The organism is Labrys sp. KB_33_2 (assembly GCF_052114505.1).
Taxonomy (GTDB): Bacteria; Pseudomonadota; Alphaproteobacteria; order Rhizobiales; family Labraceae; genus Labrys.
In genome coordinates this window covers 386,915-402,797 of record NZ_JBFREW010000003.1, presented here as the reverse complement: position 1 = coordinate 402,797, position 15,883 = coordinate 386,915, and the positions used below count along the sequence as shown (strand labels likewise).

Here is a 15,883-nt window from a genome sequence, read left to right as displayed (position 1 = left end):
CCCAATCATCCGCCACCTTTTCTGGAAAACGCTCCAAAATCTACTTCTTGTCTTCGAGGATCCTGAAATCATCGAGGCAGGTCTTGCGGTCGATGTCCGGCTTCGGCAGACAAGCCGTTAGTTGTTTACCGCGCAGCTCGAAAGCGGAACGTACGCAAGCACGCCCCAGCACCGGCGGAATGCCGCCAACCGCGCCGAGCGGACAGGTTCCTTGCACGAAGGAGAGCCATAAGCGCTGGCTTTCAACCAGAAGCTTCCTGTCCGGCTCACCGCCCGCGGTCTTCTTCACATTTTCGTAGATGGCAGCGAGCTTGATGTCCGCTTGCCCGAGGTCCGAGTCGGCGCAGATGGCGATTTCCAGCGGCGTGGAGGGTTTGTCGCAATCGAAACTCGCCCGCCGGGCCGGATCGGCCGCATTGGCTGCGCCGTCCTCCGTCCCGGCAAGGCAATCGACGCTGATGCCCGCCTCGCCGCAACTGTCGAGCAAGGCAAAGCGCTGCTCGAAAGCGCCGCGGACACAGGCAAGGCTCTTGGCAGAAAACGGCGTGCCGCCATCGGCAAGTTGGCATTTTCGGGCGACACGATCGAGCCAGCGACGCTGATCGGCTATGAGAGCACCGCGCGTCTCCCCGTCAGCATCCAGGCTCGCGACCGCCTCGCGATAGCTCTGCGCCAAGACGAGATCGGCCCGTCCCAATTTCCGGTCGGAACAAATCGCCTTCTCCAGCGTCGTTACCGCCTTGCCGCAGTTGAAGCTCGCGCGGCCAAGCGGCTCGCGGGCAGCGTCCGGATCGGCAAAGCGCGCCGCGACCTCGCTCTGGCACGTCGCTGCCATCGACATATAGAGCGTGCCCTGCTGGCCGGCATAACGGTAGGCACATAGCTGCATGCGCTCGCCATAATCGGTCTGAGCCGCCTTGGAGAGCCCCTGGTAAAACTCCTTTTCGCAGATGGAGACGACGATGGCGCTGAACTCGGTATCGGCGCTGGAACCCCACCGACATTCGCTCAGCAGCGCCGTCGCCGCCTTGCAGCTCTTCTGCTCTCGCAGCAGGTTTTCGAGGCCCTCTATACCGGTCTCCCCCGGCTTGGCGCAGGCATTGTCCTGCGCCAAGGCCGGCTGCGCGACCGCGAGCAGGATCGAAAGGATCAGAAAACCCAAATAGCGCATCGCCGACACTCGCAAAGGAGAATGGTGAGAGGCTATAGAAGGTCCGGCCTGTCCGGCCATCGCCTTTGACCGGCATTCTCGGTACAAAACCGGCGGATCCATGCCGGAATGTACGGATGGTCCGCGACTGAAGCTCAGCTCAGGATAGGACTGCTCTTGAGCGTGTTGCTGACCGTGCAGATCCGCTCCGCATCGGCAATGATTGCCGCTTTCGTCGCCTCGTCGAAATCGCCGCTGATCTCGATCGCGACATGGAAGCGTTCGATGCGCGAGGGTTCGTCCGCCGCCTTCTCGCCCTTCACCTCGGCTCGCACCTCGCCGAGCCTGTCGAGCAAGCCGAGATTACTGGCGGCGATACGGGCGCTCAGCACGAGGCAGGCCGACAGCGAGGCATAGAGCAGGTCGAGCGGATTGAAGCCGGCCTCCGAAGGGCGGGTGACCACGCCGATCTCGCCACCAGTGGCCGATGTCACCACCGGCTGTCCCAAACGGGACAGCACGGCCGTCGCCCCCGTCTGCCTCGGCTTCACTTTTGCAACCGACATGCCGTTCTCCCAAAAACGCTTTGCGGTCAGACGGAAGCGCCAGAAATCACAAAGACGCCTCGAAACGCGGTACCAGAGCAAACAGACGCTCAGTCATGAACGCGCTTGCGGCCTCGGTACCACCAAATTACCGCAATAGCTTCATTACGCTCCGCCCGCGGTACTCGACCGCGGGCGATCCGCCTCATTGCTCGAGACTCTTCATCCAACAGGCCGGAGACGTTTTCAATGACCATGACCATGCTGAACCGTCGCACCCTCCTTGCCGCCGCGACAGGCGCTGCCTTGGCCGCCAGCGCCAGGCTTGCTCCCGCCAGCGCCGCTGCCTCGGCGTCGACGGACCCGAAGGGGCCGGCCGAACTGCCGCCTCTCCCCTACGAGGCCTCGTCGCTGGCGCCGACCATCGATGCCGAAACCATGACTCTGCATCACGACAAGCACCACCAGGCCTATGTCAGCAATTTCAACGCGGCCCTGAAGCAGGAACCGTCATTGGCAGACCTGGCTTATACCGACATTCTGGCCAGCCTGGACAAGGTGCCGCAGAGTGTCCGCCAGATGGTGCGCAACAATCTCGGAGGCCATGTCAATCACTCCATGTTCTGGCAGATCATGGGCGCCAAGGGCGGCGAGCCCGAAGGCGAGGTTCTCGCTGCCATCGAGCGCGATTTCGGCGGTGTCGCCAAGCTGCAGGAAGCCTTCGGTGCCGCCGGCGCCAAGGTCTTCGGCTCGGGCTGGGTCTTCGTCACGGTGACGAACGAGGGCAAGCTCGCCCTCGACAGCAAGCCCAATCAAGACACGCCGCTGATGGACGGCAAGCGCGCGCTCTTCGGCAACGACGTCTGGGAGCACGCCTATTACCTGACCTACCGCAACCGCCGGCCGGATTATCTCAAGGCCTGGTGGCAGGTGGTCGACTGGCGCAAGATTGGCGACCGCTACGCACTCGCCAAGCAGGGCAAGCTGGTGATCTGACGGCCGTAGCAGGGCGGTACGGCAAGCGACAAAAAAGCCCTCCCCGCAGTTGCGGGAAGGGCTGAAACGCATGCGTGTCGAGCGAACTCAGTAGCGGTAGAGTTCCGGCTTGAACGGGCCGTTCTGGTCCACGCCGATATAGGCGGACTGCTTGTCCGAGAGCTTGGTCAAGGTGGCGCCGACCTTGGCGAGGTGGAGCGAGGCGACCTTCTCGTCCAGATGCTTGGGCAACGTGTAGACCTGCTTGCCGTACTGGCTGGGATTGGTCCACAGCTCGATCTGAGCCAGCGTCTGGTTGGTGAAGGATGCCGACATCACGAAGGAGGGATGGCCGGTGGCATTGCCGAGATTGACCAGGCGGCCTTCCGACAGGAGGATGATGCGGTGGCCGTCGGTGAACTGGATCTCGTCGACCTGCGGCTTCACATTGGTCCACTTCAGGTTGCGCAGGCCGGCGACCTGGATCTCCGAATCGAAGTGACCGATGTTGCAGACGATGGCACGGTCCTTCATGGCGCGCATATGGTCGAGGGTGATGACGTCGACATTGCCCGTGCAGGTGACGAAGATGTCGGCACGCGGCGCAGCCTGCTCCATGGTGACGACTTCATAGCCTTCCATCGCGGCCTGCAGGGCGCAGATCGGATCGACTTCCGAAACCAGCACGCGGCAGCCGGCGTTGCGCAAGGAAGCAGCCGAGCCCTTGCCGACATCGCCGAAGCCGGCGACCATGGCGATCTTGCCGGCCATCATGACGTCGGTGCCGCGGCGGATGCCGTCCACCAGCGATTCACGGCAGCCATAGAGATTGTCGAACTTCGACTTGGTCACCGAGTCATTCACATTGATGGCCGGGAACAGGAGCGTGCCCTTCTTGGCCATCTCGTAAAGGCGATGCACGCCCGTGGTGGTCTCTTCGGTCACGCCGGTGATGGCGAGGGCATTCTTGGTGTACCAGCCCGGATGGGTAGTGAGCCGCTTCTTGATCGCGGCGAACAGTACTTCCGCCTCTTCATTGTCGGCGGTATCGAGGAAGGCGACGTCACCCTTCTCGGCGCGCAGGCCCAGATGCATCAGCATGGTGGCGTCGCCGCCATCGTCGAGGATCAAATTGGGCGTGCCGCCATCGGCCCATTCGAAGATCTTGTGGGTGTATTCCCAATATTCTTCGAGCGACTCGCCCTTGACGGCGAAGACCGGCGTACCGGCGGCGGCGATGGCTGCGGCGGCATGATCCTGGGTCGAATAGATGTTGCACGAAGCCCAGCGCACATCGGCGCCGAGGGCCTTCAGCGTCTCGATCAGCACGGCCGTCTGGATGGTCATGTGGAGCGAGCCGGCGATGCGGGCGCCCTTGAGCACCTGGCGCGGACCATATTCGGCGCGCGTGGCCATCAGGCCCGGCATTTCGCTCTCGGCGATCTCGATTTCCTTACGGCCCCAATCGGCCAGACCCATATCCTTGACGATGTAATCGTGCGTGCTCATTCGATGCATCCCGCATTTGACATGGCGGGCGTCTAGCACAGTCGGCAGCCATCGGCAATAAGGATATAAGGATTTCTTTATGTGACGCACGTACTGCTGCCGGCCGATCATGCAAAAGGGCGAGCCGTCAGGCCCGCCCTTGCTGAGAGCTTCATCCGGCTCGCAAACCGGCCTTTACTGCCCGAGTTCGTTCTGATTGGGCAGGCGGCCGTTCGGCGTGAGCTTGTTGATGATCTCGGGCAGGTGCTGGGCGAGTTGGCCGAGCAGATCGTTGGGATTGACGCCGGCCTTCTGGGCCAGGTTGTTCAGCGTGTCCTGGCCGAGGACCTGACCGAGCTGGCCCGGCTGAATGGGCTGGTTCTGCCCGCCGCCGATCCAGGATTTGATCACGTCACCCTGGCCAGACTGCTGGAACTTCTCCAGGAGACCACCGAGGCCACCAAGCAACCCGCCATCGCCGGAGGTATCCGCCTGCTGTGCAGACGGCTCGGGAGCCGGCGCCGGCACGGGAGTGGAAGCTTGCGTATCGGGCTGGGCATCCTCGCTGCCCCCCTTCAGCCATTTCGCGAGCAGGAGCGCACCGGCCGCGATGATCAGCGGCTTGGTGAGACTGTTCTGTGGCACGGCATCGTTCACGGCGGTGTCGAAAAAGCCCATGTCTGCGTCTCCTCGTGAAAGAATGGGGTCCCGCGATAACCGCGGTCTCCTCCAATGTTGTGTATCCTGTCTCCAACGACAAGCATTTTACAACAGTGAATGCGGCAAAAATTTTTCCGAGATTGACTTTGCCTTACGGCAGGTTGCCTCTTGCCAAAAGAATTTGCGCCCCTACGATCATTTAATGGTAAGATTCGGATCTGTCATCCGCCACGAGGGAAAGGCGACTCCATGGGTATCTTGTCTTGGATTATTCTGGGCCTGATTGCGGGCTTTGTCGGCAGCAAAGTCGTCAACAAATCGGGTTCCGGTTTGCTGATGGATATCGTGATCGGCATCATCGGCGCCCTCGTCGGCGGCTTCATTGCCAAGGCCATGGGTATCGGCACCGTCGATGGCATCAACATCGGCAGTATTCTCATTGCCATTGCCGGCGCGATCATCGTGCTGGTGGGTTACAACGCCCTGGCCCGGCGCTGACCCTGCCGAGATCAAATCGTGCTGAAAGGCCGGTCGCATGACCGGCCTTTTTCTTGTCGGCCCCTAGCTCCTTGTTTCGATGCGTCTTTGCAATTTTCGCCGATGCCGGCAAATCGCTAAACGCCTTGGCGATGCAGCACGAAGGCGGGATCGTAGGGCACGCTGAATTCGCCGACGTCGGACAGCACGGCCAGCCGGTCTGCGCGCGCCTCCACCTCCGTCACCCGGTCCCAGCCCGGCGGCACCGGCATGATGCCGATCGCCTGCCGCAGATCGACCTCTCCCGACGGCGTCAGGCTGATCGAGGTCGGGATGCCCTGCTCGCTATAGTCATTCGGTTCGACCGACGCCCTGTGGCCCGCCAGCAGATAGGTCCGCACTTCCTCCAGGCCGAGCACGCCGCGATGGCGGCTGTTCCAGGGGCTGTAATAGCGCCCCCCATTGCTCATCCACAAAAGGGTGGAGGGAAAATCTTCCGGCCGCTTTAGGCTCAGTACCAGATCCGCCTCGTGGTGCCGCAGTGCGGCGCCCCAGGCGAGCTCCCGGCCAGGCGCCTCGGGCATCATCACGCAATCCTCGTGATTGCGATCGAAGGGGTAGCAGCTGAGGTTGGCCGTGCCGCCATCGGCAAGCGGCGCCTTCTTGAGATCGCTGAAGCGCGCGGGATAAGCCAGCGCCGAGCGCCCCTTGAGCGGATCGGCCTCTTGCGGATCGGCTGGCGTCTCGACGAACCGCTTGGGCGAAAAGCTCAGATGTCCGCCCTGCGGCAGCGACACCATCATGTGCAGGCCGACCGAGACGGCACCATCCCCGCCCTGGAACAGATGGCGCTGGTAGAGGAAGGGATGGCCGTCGCGAACAGTGAGTTCCTTGACGACGCGTGCGCCCATCACCCGTTTTTCCAGCTCGAAACGAGCCTGGCGCCCACCATCGATCGCGCGGATTTCGACAGGTTTCCAGGCCGAATTGGCCGGCCAGCCATGGGCCGGCGAACCATCGACATCGCTGAGGCCGAACGGGGCGCAGAGAAAGTCGCCCGACAGGCGCCGGAGATGGGCCGGCGTATCGGCGGCATGCGCCTCCTCCAACCAGGGCGCACGATGCAGGGGCGCGACCTGACGGCCGTCCCGTTCCACCATGAGTTCCCGGATATGCCCGACCGCAAGATCCAGAGTCACGCGGATGCCGCGCGCCTCGACCGTGACAAACTCCTCATCGGCGGCCATGAACTGCATCTCCCCTGAATCGGCTGTTTTTATTCGTGTCAAAACAACAAGATAGACTTCCCTTGCCGCCAGTATGATCCAAAAGCGGCCAGACGCAACAGGCGGCAAGCTGCCGCAAAGTGCCGCTCCTCGCCGCTTGTCTTCTGTCCCGCCGGAGGATTTCGAACCCCGGCGAAGAAGGCGCTTGCAACAATATAAATGCACTAATATATTAATCGACGTCACGCAGGAACCGATCATCGGAGCTATCCGCCATGCTGGACACGCTGCGACATGCGAATGTGAGGCCGCGCTCCACCGCTACCAATGTCTATGAGATGTTGCGCAGCGACATCGTGCTTGGCGTGCTCAGGCCCCAGCAGCCGATCCGCGAGGCGGAGATCGCCGCCAGCCTTTCCGTGTCCCGCACGCCGGTGCGCGAAGCCCTGCTGCGTCTTGCCAATCTCGGCCTGGTCGAGATCTTTCCGCAGAGCGGTACGGTCGTTGCGCCGATCCGGGTGGAAAAGGTCAAGGCTGCCCAGCTCATTCGCGAGGTCGTCGAGGTGGAAGTCAGCCGCAGGGCCTGCCAGGCGGCGAATCAGGCCGACCTCGACGCTCTGGCCGGCATCGTGGACGAGCAGGAATTCGCCGCCGGCCGCAAGGATTTGCGCCGTTTCTACGAATTGGATGAAGCCTTCCATCGCCGCATCTTCGCAACGGTCGATTGCCTCGCCGCCGCTGACGAGCTGGAGGACATGAAGGCCCATCTCAACCGCCTGCGCTTCGTCACCGTGAACTGGCCGAACCGGTCGGACGCCATCATCGCAGAACATCGCGACATCCTTGCCGGCCTCGCCGCCGGCGACCAGGACGCCGCAGCCATCGCGATGCGCAACCATCTGCGCACGATCCTGCAGGCGCTCGACAGTTTCGTCGCGCGCACGCCTTGAACCAGAGCCGCCGGAAAGGCGGCCGCCCTAACGACAAAACCAAAGCTTCGGCAACGACCGCAAGCAGGAGGGAACCCATGATCGTCACGAAGCTCCGCCAATTTCTGGCATCTTGCAGATTCCCCTTGAGCGGGCCCAGGGCTCGATCAGGGGGAATCTGCCTGGCGGCCGTCGCCGGCCTGCTCGCCGCGGGATTGTTGGCCTCGGCGACCCACGCCGCCGACAAGCCGCAGCTGACGGTCTCGCATGACAAGGCTGGCTGGCAGGCCAATTTCGAGGCCTATGGCAAGGACGACCCTACTGCGAGCTGGCAGGTCACGCCTTTCGGCGACACCACCAATTACCAGGCCGCCGTCCGAGCCGCCCTGCCGACCACCTCGGCGCCGGGCATGTTCACCTGGTGGTCCGGCTACCGCATGAAGGACCTGGTGGAAGCAGGCCTGCTGGAGGACCTGACGGCGATCTGGAAGCCTCTGCTGGCCGAAGGCAAGGTCAAGCAGGAAGTGGCCGATGCCTTCAGCTTCGATGGCAAGATCTATGCCGTGCCCAACAATGTCGCCTATTGGGCGATGTTCTATAACAAGAACGTCTACAAGGAACTCGGCCTCGAGGTTCCCAAGACCTGGGAAGAACTGGAGGGCAACCTCGCCAAGATCAAGGCTGCCAACAAGATCCCGATCGGCCAGACCATCGAGGGACGCTGGCCGGCCTTCATCTGGTTTTCCGAGTTCCTGGTGCGATCCGATCCGGATTTCTATGTGAAGCTGATGGCCGGCAAGGCCAAATATACCGAGCCGCAGGTCGCCGCCGCCTTCGCCACCTGGAAGGACTGGATGGCCAAGGGCTGGATGGATGACGGCACCTCGCCCTTCGGCTTCACCACCGGCGACAGCATGAACAATTCCTTCGCCCAGGGAAAAGTCGTTCACATGCTGGTCGGCACCTGGTTTGCCGACACCGTCACCAAGGCTGGCACGATCGAGGGACGCGATTGGGGCCTGTTCGTGCTGCCCAACAGAAATGCCAGCCTGCCGCCCAGCGTGATCTTCGAGGCGGGGCCGCTGCTGGTGTCGAAGAATTCCGACACGCATGAGACCGCCGTGAAGGCCGCCGCCCATTGGATGAGCAAGGAAGGCGAGCAGCGCTGGGCCGACCTCACCGGTTTCCTCGTCGCCAATAGCGATGCCAAGCTGCCGGATGACAAGGAGGTGGCGAAGCTGAACGATGCGGTCGTCAAGGGCAACTACAAGCTGCTCGGCCGCTATTGGGAAACCACGCCCTCGCCGATCGCCGAAGCGGCCGTCGACGAGATCTCCAAATTCGTGCTCGACCCGAATTCCGCGCCGGAGGTGATGCAGAACCTGCAGAAGATCGCCGACGATTACTGGGCGGCGCATCCCAAGCCGTGAGAGACGGCACTTCTCCACGACGCTCGCAGAATGAGGCTCAGTTCGCCTCCCCCACGAAGCTGGGGGAGGTGGTCCGACGAAGTCGGGTCGGAGGGGGGCGGCGGGCGCGGTGGGCCTTGGCATGCCTGCTCGACCGTCGTGTCAGCTCGGCATGTTCCACGCGCTGCCCGCCACACCCCTTCCGTCGTTGTTTTGCAACGACACCTTCCCCAGCTTCGTGGGGAAGGAGAATGGCGCCTTATCCTGAACCCCAGCACTCGGCTCTCCCATGCCCCCCCTGTCCGACCACAAGCAGCGCGAAGCCTATCTCTATGTCGCCCCGGCGGCGCTGATGGTGGGCGTCTTCCTGATCCTGCCGATGCTCTACACCACCCTGCTCGCCTTCACCGACTGGAACGGCATGACCGCGCCGCGTTTCATCGGCCTGCAGAACTTCTTCAAGCTGGTGACGGATGCCAATTTCACCCGCCCCTTCGTCAACACGCTGAAATGGATGGTGCTGGGCGTGGTTTTGCCGGTCGGGCTCGGCTTCTTCTTCGCCTATGCCATTTCAGGGCTGAAGGGGGCGAAGCTGATGCAGATCTGCATCTACATTCCCGCCACCATCTCGGCCTCCGCTGCCGGCATCGTCTTCGGCTTCGTGCTGCGCGACCAGGGCGCCCTCAACATCCTCCTGGACACCATCGGCCTGGGGGCACTCAAGGTGAACTGGCTTTATGTCCAGCCTTACAACACCTATGCGATGATCGGTGCCTATACCTGGCAGGCGACCGGGCTGAACGTGATGATCTTCCTGGTCGGCCTGCAGGGGTTGCCCAAGGAACCGGTGGAAGCAGCCACCCTCGACGGTGCCGCCGGCTTCGTGCTCGCCACCAAGATCATCATCCCCATGCTGATGCCCTACGTGGTGATCGCCTCCCTCCTGGCGGTGATCAACTCGTTCAAGGTGTTCGACACCATCTGGGTGATGACCGGCGGCGGCCCGGCCCGCATGTCCGAAACCCTGGCGGTGACCATGTACAAGGAGGGTTTCGCCAACTTCAAGATGGGCTACGCCTCGGCCGTCGCCGTGGTGATCTCCGCCCTCTCGCTGGTGTTCTCCTATCTCTATCTGCGCAACATGCTCGCGCGCGAAAGCCAGGTTTAGTCATGGAGCGTATAGCCATGGAACGTGCAAGCGTGGCGCAATCCGGCGATCGCAGGAAAACCATCCTTTCGGGCGCCATGCTGGCGGCGACGCTGGTCTGGCTCTCGCCAATGGCCTTCCTCTTGATGAACACGCTCAAGACGGCCACCGATTACACCCGTGGCCCACTGAAGCTGCCGACCAGCTTCAACCTCCTCAACAACATCGCCAATGCCTGGGCACAGGGTATCCAGAGCGGCTTTATCAACTCGCTGCTCTATGGCGCGGCGAGTTCCCTCACGGCCGTGCTGCTCGCCGCCCTCGCCGCCTATGGCATCGTCAGGCTGAAGCTGCCGCGGGGCCTGGGCTGGTTCCTGTTCATCTATTCGGGCACGATCTTCCCGCTGCAGATGTATCTGATCCCGCTGTTCAAGAGCTATATCGCCCTCGGCATCTACGACACCAAGATCGGGCTGTTCGCCTTCTACACCGCGATCTGCATCCCCTTCGCCACCTTCGTAATGCGTGGCTTCTTCCTCACCGTGCCCTGGGACATCCAGGAAGCGGCCGAAATGGACGGTGCCTCGAGCTGGAAGGTGTTCTGGAAAATCATGATGCCGCTCGCCAAGGCGCCCTTCCTGATGCTGACGCTGGTGCAGTTCACCTGGGTGTGGAACGACCTGCTCTTCGGCATGATCCTGGTGCGTTCACCCGATGCCCGCCCCGTTCAGGTCGCCCTGCTCGGCATGCAGAGCCTCTACGGCCAGGCCGACGCACCCACCATCATCACCGCCACCCTGATCGTCTCGCTGCCGACCTTCCTCTTGTTCCTCATACTGCAGAAGCACTTCGTGCGCGGCCTCGCTCTATAGCGTTTTGCGATGCTGACCGAATCACCAAGAATCGCAAAGACGCGTTCGAACAAAGAGCCAGAGCAAAAGTGCGTTTTCGCTAAAACGCGCTTTGCTTCTGGGAACCGCGAGCTGATGCGTCATTTCTCCCTTTTCTCTTCCTGCAACCGGATAGTGCGATGAAGATCGTCGACCTTAAGGCCACCACCGTCGCCGTGCCGCTCGAAGCGCCGCTGCGCCATGCCGCGGGCGCGCATTGGGGGCGCTTCATCCGCACCATCGTGGAAGTGATCACCGACGAAGGCATTATCGGGCTCGGCGAGATGGGCGGCGGCGGCGAGTCGGCCGAGGCAGCGGTGCGCGCCCTCCTACCCTATCTCGAGGGCCATGATCCGCTGCAGCTCGAGCAGCTGCGCTGGAAGATCATGAATCCCACCGCCTCGCTCTACAACAACCGCATGCAACTCCACGCCGCCATCGAAATGGCCTGCATGGATGCCGCCGGCAAGAAACTCGGCATCCGGGCCTGCGACCTCATAGGCGGCGCCATACGCGAGACGATTCCTTTTGCCAGCTATCTTTTCTATCGCTATCCGCATGAAGAAACCGGCCAAGGCGGCGAGACCAGCCCGGACGAGATCGTCGCCCATGCCCGCGAACTCAAGGCCCGGCATGGCTTCACCAGCCACAAGTTGAAGGGCGGTCTCTTCCCGCCGGAGCACGACATCGAAACCTTCCGCGCCCTAGGCGCTGCCTTCCCGAACGATCGGCTGCGCCTCGATCCCAATGCTGCCTGGTCGGTGGAGGAAGCGGTCCGGGTCGGGCGAGCGATCGAGCATCTCAACAACGACTATTTCGAGGATCCGACCTGGGGCCTCGAAGGCATGCGCCGGTTGCGAGGCCTCGTCCGCATCCCCACCGCCACCAACACGGTGGTGGTGAATTTCGAGCAGCTCGCCGCCAATCTGCGCCTGGAAGCGGTGGATGTCGTGCTGCTCGACACCACCTTCTGGGGCGGCCTGCGCCAGGCGCACAAGGCCGGCACGGTGCTGGAGACCTTCCAGTACGGCGCCGCCGTGCATTCCTCGGGCGAACTCGGCATCCAGCTTGCCTCGATGCTGCATCTGGGCGCGGCGCTACCGAACCTCTCCTTCGCCGCCGATGCGCATTACCATCATCTCACCGACGACATCATCGTCGGCGGGCCGCTGCGCTATGTCGATGGGGCCATCGCCCTGCCGCAGGGACCGGGCCTCGGCGTCGAGCTCGATCGCGACAAGCTCGCCCACTATGCCGAGTACTACCGTGAGGTCGGCGGCTATACCTATGACCGCGACCCCGGCCGCCCGGGCTGGTATTCGATCCTGCCCGAGCAGCGCTTCGCCACTCCCCAAAAATAAAGGGAATCCGGTCAGGCCGACCGATAGCGCTCGGCTGCGTGCTCCTGCCGGAAGTTCGGCAGCATGGCGCGGCGGGCGGCATCGAAGGCCTCCCACTGCCCCGCATCCGGCAAGGGCGGAATGGTGACGCTTTCCCGCCTGTCGAAGCCGACCAACGCGGCGTCGACCAGTTCGCCGACGTCCATCACGCCTTCCAGCGTGTTCACATCGCGGCCGGAGCGCTCCCAGATTTCGGTGCGGGTCGCAGCCGGCAGCACGGCCTGGACATAGAGGCCGCGCGGGCCGAGCTCCACCTGCAGGCTCTGCGACAAGGTCAGCACGAAAGCCTTGGTCGCTGCGTAGACACCCAGGCCGAATTCCGGCGCCAGCGCCACCACCGAGGCGATGTTGACGATGGCACCCGTTCCCGCCGCCAGGAACCGGGGCGTCACCGCACCGGCCAGCCGCGTCAGTGCCGTCACGTTGAGACGGATGAGCCTCTCCAGCGCATCCGGATCCTGGTCGGCAAACCCGCCATGGGCGGCCGCGCCGGCGTTGTTGATCAGGATGCCGATCTTGGCGTCCTCGCGCAGCCGCGCCTCGACGCGCGCCAGATCCTCGGCGGCCGTCAGATCCGCCCTGAGGATGTCGACGGCCACGCCGTTCTCCTGGCGAAGGCGGTCGGCAAGCGCGTTCAATCGCGCCTCGTCCCGCGCCACCAGCACAAGGTCGTGGCCGCGCCGGGCGAAGCGTTCGGCATAGGTTGCGCCGATGCCGGTGGAGGCACCGGTGATGAGAACCGTGGGTCGTGTTTGGGTCATGACATCTCTCCGTTCCTATTCATGATGATCATCATATATAGTGCATTCATGATAGACATCATGTATAAAGTCAAGCGAGACAGGAGAGCCCGTCATGAAAGTCAGCCGCGAACAGGTCGCTGAGCATCGCCACCGCATCCTGGATGCGGCTGCGCGCCTCTATCGGGAGAAGGGGTTGGACGGCGTGAGCGTTGCGCAAATCATGGCGGCCGCAGGTCTGACGCATGGCGGCTTTTATGGTCACTTCAAGTCGAAGGAGGATCTGATCGCCCAGGCGCTCGCTCATGTGCTGTTTCAGCCGGAGGCGGCCAAGCCTCCGGGCCGGACGATGGCCGACTATGCTACGACCTATCTCAGCCGGACGCATCGCGATGCGCGTGCCGAGGGCTGCCCCTTTGCCGCGCTCGGCACAGAAGCTGTGCGTGGATCGCAGGATATCCGTGCCGTGCTGACCCGTTCCTTGCGTGAGCAGATCGAGGATTTCAGCGCGACCGCCCCGGGCGAAACGCCGCAAGAACGGCGTAGCGCGGCGATCGCCGGGTGGGCCGCCATGGTCGGCGCCGTGGTTCTGGCCCGCATCGCCGACGATCCCGCCCTTTCCGACGAGATCCTGAAGGCGACGCTTCGGCAGGTAGCCGGTTCGTAACGACGCCTGGCTTTCCCTCACCAAGCCGCCGGCGCTCGTCCATGCGGCCCGATCCCTCCTGGCTCAGGCCCAGCCGAACAAGGTGGGTTCCGGCTTTGGCAGGGCGCCCTCGATCTCGAGCAGCCGGCGCTTGGTCTCCACGCCGCCATAGGCCGAAAAGCCGCCGAACTTGCCACCGGCCGCCATCACCCGGTGACAGGGCATCACGATGGTGAAGGGGTTCTGCCCCATGGCCTGGCCGACGTCGCGCGCCAACAGGGGATCGCCCAATTGCTTGGCGATCTCGCCATAGGTCATGGTGGAGCCGGGAGGGATGCCCCGCGCCACGGCATAGACCCGGCGATTGAATTCCGGCACTGCCGTCATGTCGAGCTCGATGAAGCCGAGATCGGCTGTCTCTCCCGCCAGCAGGGCTTGGATGGCCGCGATGGCCTGGCGAACCAGCGCCGGCGGTTCGGCCTCGATCGCACCCGGCAGGGAGCGCAGCATGCGCGCCCGCAGGCCCGTCGGACTGTGGGATGGCAGTTGCACACTGACCAGGCCCTTATCGCCCCAAGCGAGGGCGCAAGTGCCGATTTCGGTGTCGAACAAGGCAAAATGGGGGGAAGTCATCGCTTCGTCTCCCTGTGATTGAACTTGCCGCGATATCACCGCAAAAAGTCCCGCGCTTCCACCCGATATCTATGGTCGGCAAGTATAGTCCGCCAGTCCGGTGCTGTCCCCTGGAGCAAAGCGTAGGCCGGCAAAAATGCTTCCTTATTCTAACCCACTGATCTCCAAGGCATCTTTGCAATCCCTGGCGGGGTCCGTCAAAGCGCAAGGCATTTTCATCGCATCGCCGGCCGGGTGCTTACTTTACCAAACGGCATCGCCAAACAGGCGTTTGCAAACTCAAACCGCTCCAAACAAGAGCTGGGCGCGAGAAAATCCGTTCATATCCGTTGAAAAAGCAGGATTTCCGTGCGTTTCCGGTGTACATGCGATGGCGATATCGAACCGGTCATGCGATAACGCCATCGGACGAATCATCGAAAGGATAACATCATGCCCGTCAGCACCAGCGATCTTGCCGACCGTATTGCCGCCGCTCATGGCCTGACTAAGACTGCCGCTAAGGCAGCTGTCGAGGACGTTCTGAAAGGGATCACCGAGGCGGCTGTCAAGGGTGAGGAAGTCTCCCTGAACGGCTTCGGTAAGTTCAAGGTGCAGGCCAAGCCCGCACGCGAAGGCCGCAACCCTTCCACCGGCGCCACGATCAAGATCGCCGCTTCCAAGAAGGTGGTCTTCCAGCCTGCCAAGGCGCTCAAGGATGCCGTGAACGGCTGATTTCGCGGGCCGCAAGCCCCGTTTCAAACACGGGACGGTGTCAGCTAGACACCGTCCCGTTTTATTTTGCGCATACTATTTCGATCTCAGGCAGGTGGCATTGCAAGGCCGCAGCCGCGCAGAACGATATCGCCGATGGCGAGCGCGGCCGCCTCGAAATCCTTCTTGGTCAGCCGGCTGACTTCCATGGCATCGCAGGCCAGCACCTCGAAATCGGCGTAGAATTGTGTCGTGCTCCACAGCATGATGAAGAAATGCGGAATGGCGATCGGCGCCATCCTGCCGGCAGCGACCCAGCCTTCGACCACGGCCGCCTTGGCGCGGGTCGCCTGCTGCACGTGGCTGCGGGCCGCCTTGTCGAGAAATTTCGCACCGCTGAGAATCTCGTTGGCGAACAGCTTGGACTGGGCGGCGAAGCGGCGTGAATAATCGAGCTTGGCCCGGATATAGGCCATGATGGCTTCGGCCGGATCGCGCCCGGGCTGCAGTTCCTCAAGCGCCGTATCCCAGCTGGCGATCAGCCGGCCGATCAAGGCACGGTAAATATCCTCCTTGGCCGGGAAGTAGTAATAGACGTTCGCCTTGGGCAATCCTGAATGTTCGGCGACCTCGGCGATCCGCGTCCCGTCGAAACCCTTGCGGGCGAACAGGTCGATAGCAGCGGCCAGGATCGCCGCCTCGTTGCGGGCCCGGATGCGTTCCTCGTTGTCCGAGCCATCCTTGCGCGCCTTCTTTGCGCTGGTCGTCGCCACCTTGTCCTCCCGCACTCTCGAGATGCGTCCGTGCTCCGGAAATGCCGGTATCGGAACCCAATGTCAAAACCTGACCGAAACGTCAGATTTTTTCAACTCATA

The 15,883-nt window shown here is 62.7% G+C and carries 17 protein-coding genes; 9 read left to right on the top strand and 8 right to left on the bottom strand.

The features are described 5' to 3' along the window. Positions 1-40: 40 nt before the first annotated feature. On the bottom strand, positions 41-1,171 hold the full coding sequence (locus AB4037_RS07400; RefSeq protein WP_441771059.1) for a lysozyme inhibitor LprI family protein: 1,131 nt from the start codon (positions 1,169-1,171) through the stop codon (positions 41-43). Between the two features lie 134 nt (positions 1,172-1,305). After that, positions 1,306-1,716 carry an OsmC family protein gene (locus tag AB4037_RS07395; protein WP_441771058.1) on the bottom strand — a complete coding sequence of 137 codons (411 nt, stop codon included), beginning with the start codon at positions 1,714-1,716 and terminating at the stop codon, positions 1,306-1,308. Positions 1,717-1,950: 234 nt separating this feature from the next. Between AB4037_RS07395 and AB4037_RS07390 the strand changes: the two genes are divergently transcribed. Continuing rightward, positions 1,951-2,691, top strand: a complete 741-nt coding sequence (locus AB4037_RS07390; RefSeq protein WP_434959715.1) for a superoxide dismutase — start codon at positions 1,951-1,953, stop codon at positions 2,689-2,691. Between the two features lie 87 nt (positions 2,692-2,778). Here AB4037_RS07390 and ahcY read toward each other — a convergent pair whose 3' ends face one another. Further along, a complete protein-coding gene (gene ahcY / locus AB4037_RS07385; protein WP_441771057.1) occupies positions 2,779-4,179 on the bottom strand; it encodes an adenosylhomocysteinase in 1,401 nt (466 codons plus the stop codon). Between the two features lie 174 nt (positions 4,180-4,353). Then, positions 4,354-4,836 carry a YidB family protein gene (locus AB4037_RS07380; RefSeq protein WP_434958478.1) on the bottom strand — a complete coding sequence of 161 codons (483 nt, stop codon included), beginning with the start codon at positions 4,834-4,836 and terminating at the stop codon, positions 4,354-4,356. A 231-nt stretch (positions 4,837-5,067) separates the two neighbouring features. Between AB4037_RS07380 and AB4037_RS07375 the strand changes: the two genes are divergently transcribed. Further along, entirely contained in the window at positions 5,068-5,316 is a 249-nt protein-coding gene (locus tag AB4037_RS07375; protein ID WP_434958479.1) for a GlsB/YeaQ/YmgE family stress response membrane protein, read from the top strand. Between the two features lie 116 nt (positions 5,317-5,432). On the opposite strand, the gene AB4037_RS07370 is transcribed toward AB4037_RS07375, so the two are convergent. Then, entirely contained in the window at positions 5,433-6,542 is a 1,110-nt protein-coding gene (locus AB4037_RS07370) for a hypothetical protein (RefSeq protein WP_441771056.1), read from the bottom strand. 254 nt (positions 6,543-6,796) lie between these two features. Between AB4037_RS07370 and AB4037_RS07365 the strand changes: the two genes are divergently transcribed. From AB4037_RS07365 to AB4037_RS07345, 5 genes are all read left to right on the top strand, one after another. Beyond that, on the top strand, positions 6,797-7,471 hold the full coding sequence (locus tag AB4037_RS07365; protein ID WP_434958481.1) for a GntR family transcriptional regulator: 675 nt from the start codon (positions 6,797-6,799) through the stop codon (positions 7,469-7,471). 125 nt (positions 7,472-7,596) lie between these two features. Beyond that, positions 7,597-8,880, top strand: coding sequence for an ABC transporter substrate-binding protein (locus AB4037_RS07360; RefSeq protein ID WP_441771055.1), 1,284 nt, complete (start codon positions 7,597-7,599; stop codon positions 8,878-8,880). A 268-nt stretch (positions 8,881-9,148) separates the two neighbouring features. After that, a complete protein-coding gene (locus tag AB4037_RS07355; protein ID WP_441771054.1) occupies positions 9,149-10,027 on the top strand; it encodes a carbohydrate ABC transporter permease in 879 nt (292 codons plus the stop codon). Between the two features lie 17 nt (positions 10,028-10,044). Beyond that, the gene (locus AB4037_RS07350) at positions 10,045-10,878 is read left to right on the top strand and encodes a carbohydrate ABC transporter permease (RefSeq protein WP_441771053.1); all 834 of its coding nucleotides are present in this window, start codon (positions 10,045-10,047) and stop codon (positions 10,876-10,878) included. 158 nt (positions 10,879-11,036) lie between these two features. Continuing rightward, positions 11,037-12,257, top strand: coding sequence for an enolase C-terminal domain-like protein (locus AB4037_RS07345; RefSeq protein ID WP_441771052.1), 1,221 nt, complete (start codon positions 11,037-11,039; stop codon positions 12,255-12,257). Between the two features lie 11 nt (positions 12,258-12,268). Here the strand turns inward: AB4037_RS07345 and AB4037_RS07340 are convergent, their stop codons facing one another. After that, on the bottom strand, positions 12,269-13,057 hold the full coding sequence (locus AB4037_RS07340; protein WP_441771051.1) for an SDR family NAD(P)-dependent oxidoreductase: 789 nt from the start codon (positions 13,055-13,057) through the stop codon (positions 12,269-12,271). Positions 13,058-13,151: 94 nt separating this feature from the next. Here AB4037_RS07340 and AB4037_RS07335 point away from each other — a divergent pair, with 94 nt between their 5' ends. Next, entirely contained in the window at positions 13,152-13,703 is a 552-nt protein-coding gene (locus AB4037_RS07335; protein ID WP_441771050.1) for a TetR/AcrR family transcriptional regulator, read from the top strand. 63 nt (positions 13,704-13,766) lie between these two features. Here AB4037_RS07335 and AB4037_RS07330 read toward each other — a convergent pair whose 3' ends face one another. Further along, positions 13,767-14,315: a methylated-DNA--[protein]-cysteine S-methyltransferase gene (locus AB4037_RS07330; protein WP_434958488.1), complete on the bottom strand. Its 549-nt coding sequence runs from the start codon at positions 14,313-14,315 to the stop codon at positions 13,767-13,769. Between the two features lie 432 nt (positions 14,316-14,747). Here AB4037_RS07330 and AB4037_RS07325 point away from each other — a divergent pair, with 432 nt between their 5' ends. Further along, the gene (locus tag AB4037_RS07325) at positions 14,748-15,029 is read left to right on the top strand and encodes an HU family DNA-binding protein (protein WP_068297566.1); all 282 of its coding nucleotides are present in this window, start codon (positions 14,748-14,750) and stop codon (positions 15,027-15,029) included. Positions 15,030-15,115: 86 nt separating this feature from the next. Here the strand turns inward: AB4037_RS07325 and AB4037_RS07320 are convergent, their stop codons facing one another. Then, positions 15,116-15,781, bottom strand: a complete 666-nt coding sequence (locus AB4037_RS07320; protein ID WP_441771049.1) for a TetR family transcriptional regulator C-terminal domain-containing protein — start codon at positions 15,779-15,781, stop codon at positions 15,116-15,118. Positions 15,782-15,883 lie beyond the last annotated feature (102 nt).

Bases quoted from the DNA above. Each gene is read 5' to 3' on its own strand.
- AB4037_RS07400 (WP_441771059.1), bottom strand. From the start codon at position 1,171: ATGCGCTATTTGGGTTTTCTGATCCTTTCGATCCTGCTCGCGGTCGCG.
- AB4037_RS07395 (WP_441771058.1), bottom strand. From the start codon at position 1,716: ATGTCGGTTGCAAAAGTGAAGCCGAGGCAGACGGGGGCGACGGCCGTG.
- AB4037_RS07390 (WP_434959715.1), top strand. From the start codon at position 1,951: ATGACCATGCTGAACCGTCGCACCCTCCTTGCCGCCGCGACAGGCGCT.
- ahcY (WP_441771057.1), bottom strand. From the start codon at position 4,179: ATGAGCACGCACGATTACATCGTCAAGGATATGGGTCTGGCCGATTGG.
- AB4037_RS07380 (WP_434958478.1), bottom strand. From the start codon at position 4,836: ATGGGCTTTTTCGACACCGCCGTGAACGATGCCGTGCCACAGAACAGT.
- AB4037_RS07375 (WP_434958479.1), top strand. From the start codon at position 5,068: ATGGGTATCTTGTCTTGGATTATTCTGGGCCTGATTGCGGGCTTTGTC.
- AB4037_RS07370 (WP_441771056.1), bottom strand. From the start codon at position 6,542: ATGGCCGCCGATGAGGAGTTTGTCACGGTCGAGGCGCGCGGCATCCGC.
- AB4037_RS07365 (WP_434958481.1), top strand. From the start codon at position 6,797: ATGCTGGACACGCTGCGACATGCGAATGTGAGGCCGCGCTCCACCGCT.
- AB4037_RS07355 (WP_441771054.1), top strand. From the start codon at position 9,149: ATGCCCCCCCTGTCCGACCACAAGCAGCGCGAAGCCTATCTCTATGTC.
- AB4037_RS07350 (WP_441771053.1), top strand. From the start codon at position 10,045: ATGGAACGTGCAAGCGTGGCGCAATCCGGCGATCGCAGGAAAACCATC.
- AB4037_RS07345 (WP_441771052.1), top strand. From the start codon at position 11,037: ATGAAGATCGTCGACCTTAAGGCCACCACCGTCGCCGTGCCGCTCGAA.
- AB4037_RS07340 (WP_441771051.1), bottom strand. From the start codon at position 13,057: ATGACCCAAACACGACCCACGGTTCTCATCACCGGTGCCTCCACCGGC.
- AB4037_RS07335 (WP_441771050.1), top strand. From the start codon at position 13,152: ATGAAAGTCAGCCGCGAACAGGTCGCTGAGCATCGCCACCGCATCCTG.
- AB4037_RS07330 (WP_434958488.1), bottom strand. From the start codon at position 14,315: ATGACTTCCCCCCATTTTGCCTTGTTCGACACCGAAATCGGCACTTGC.
- AB4037_RS07325 (WP_068297566.1), top strand. From the start codon at position 14,748: ATGCCCGTCAGCACCAGCGATCTTGCCGACCGTATTGCCGCCGCTCAT.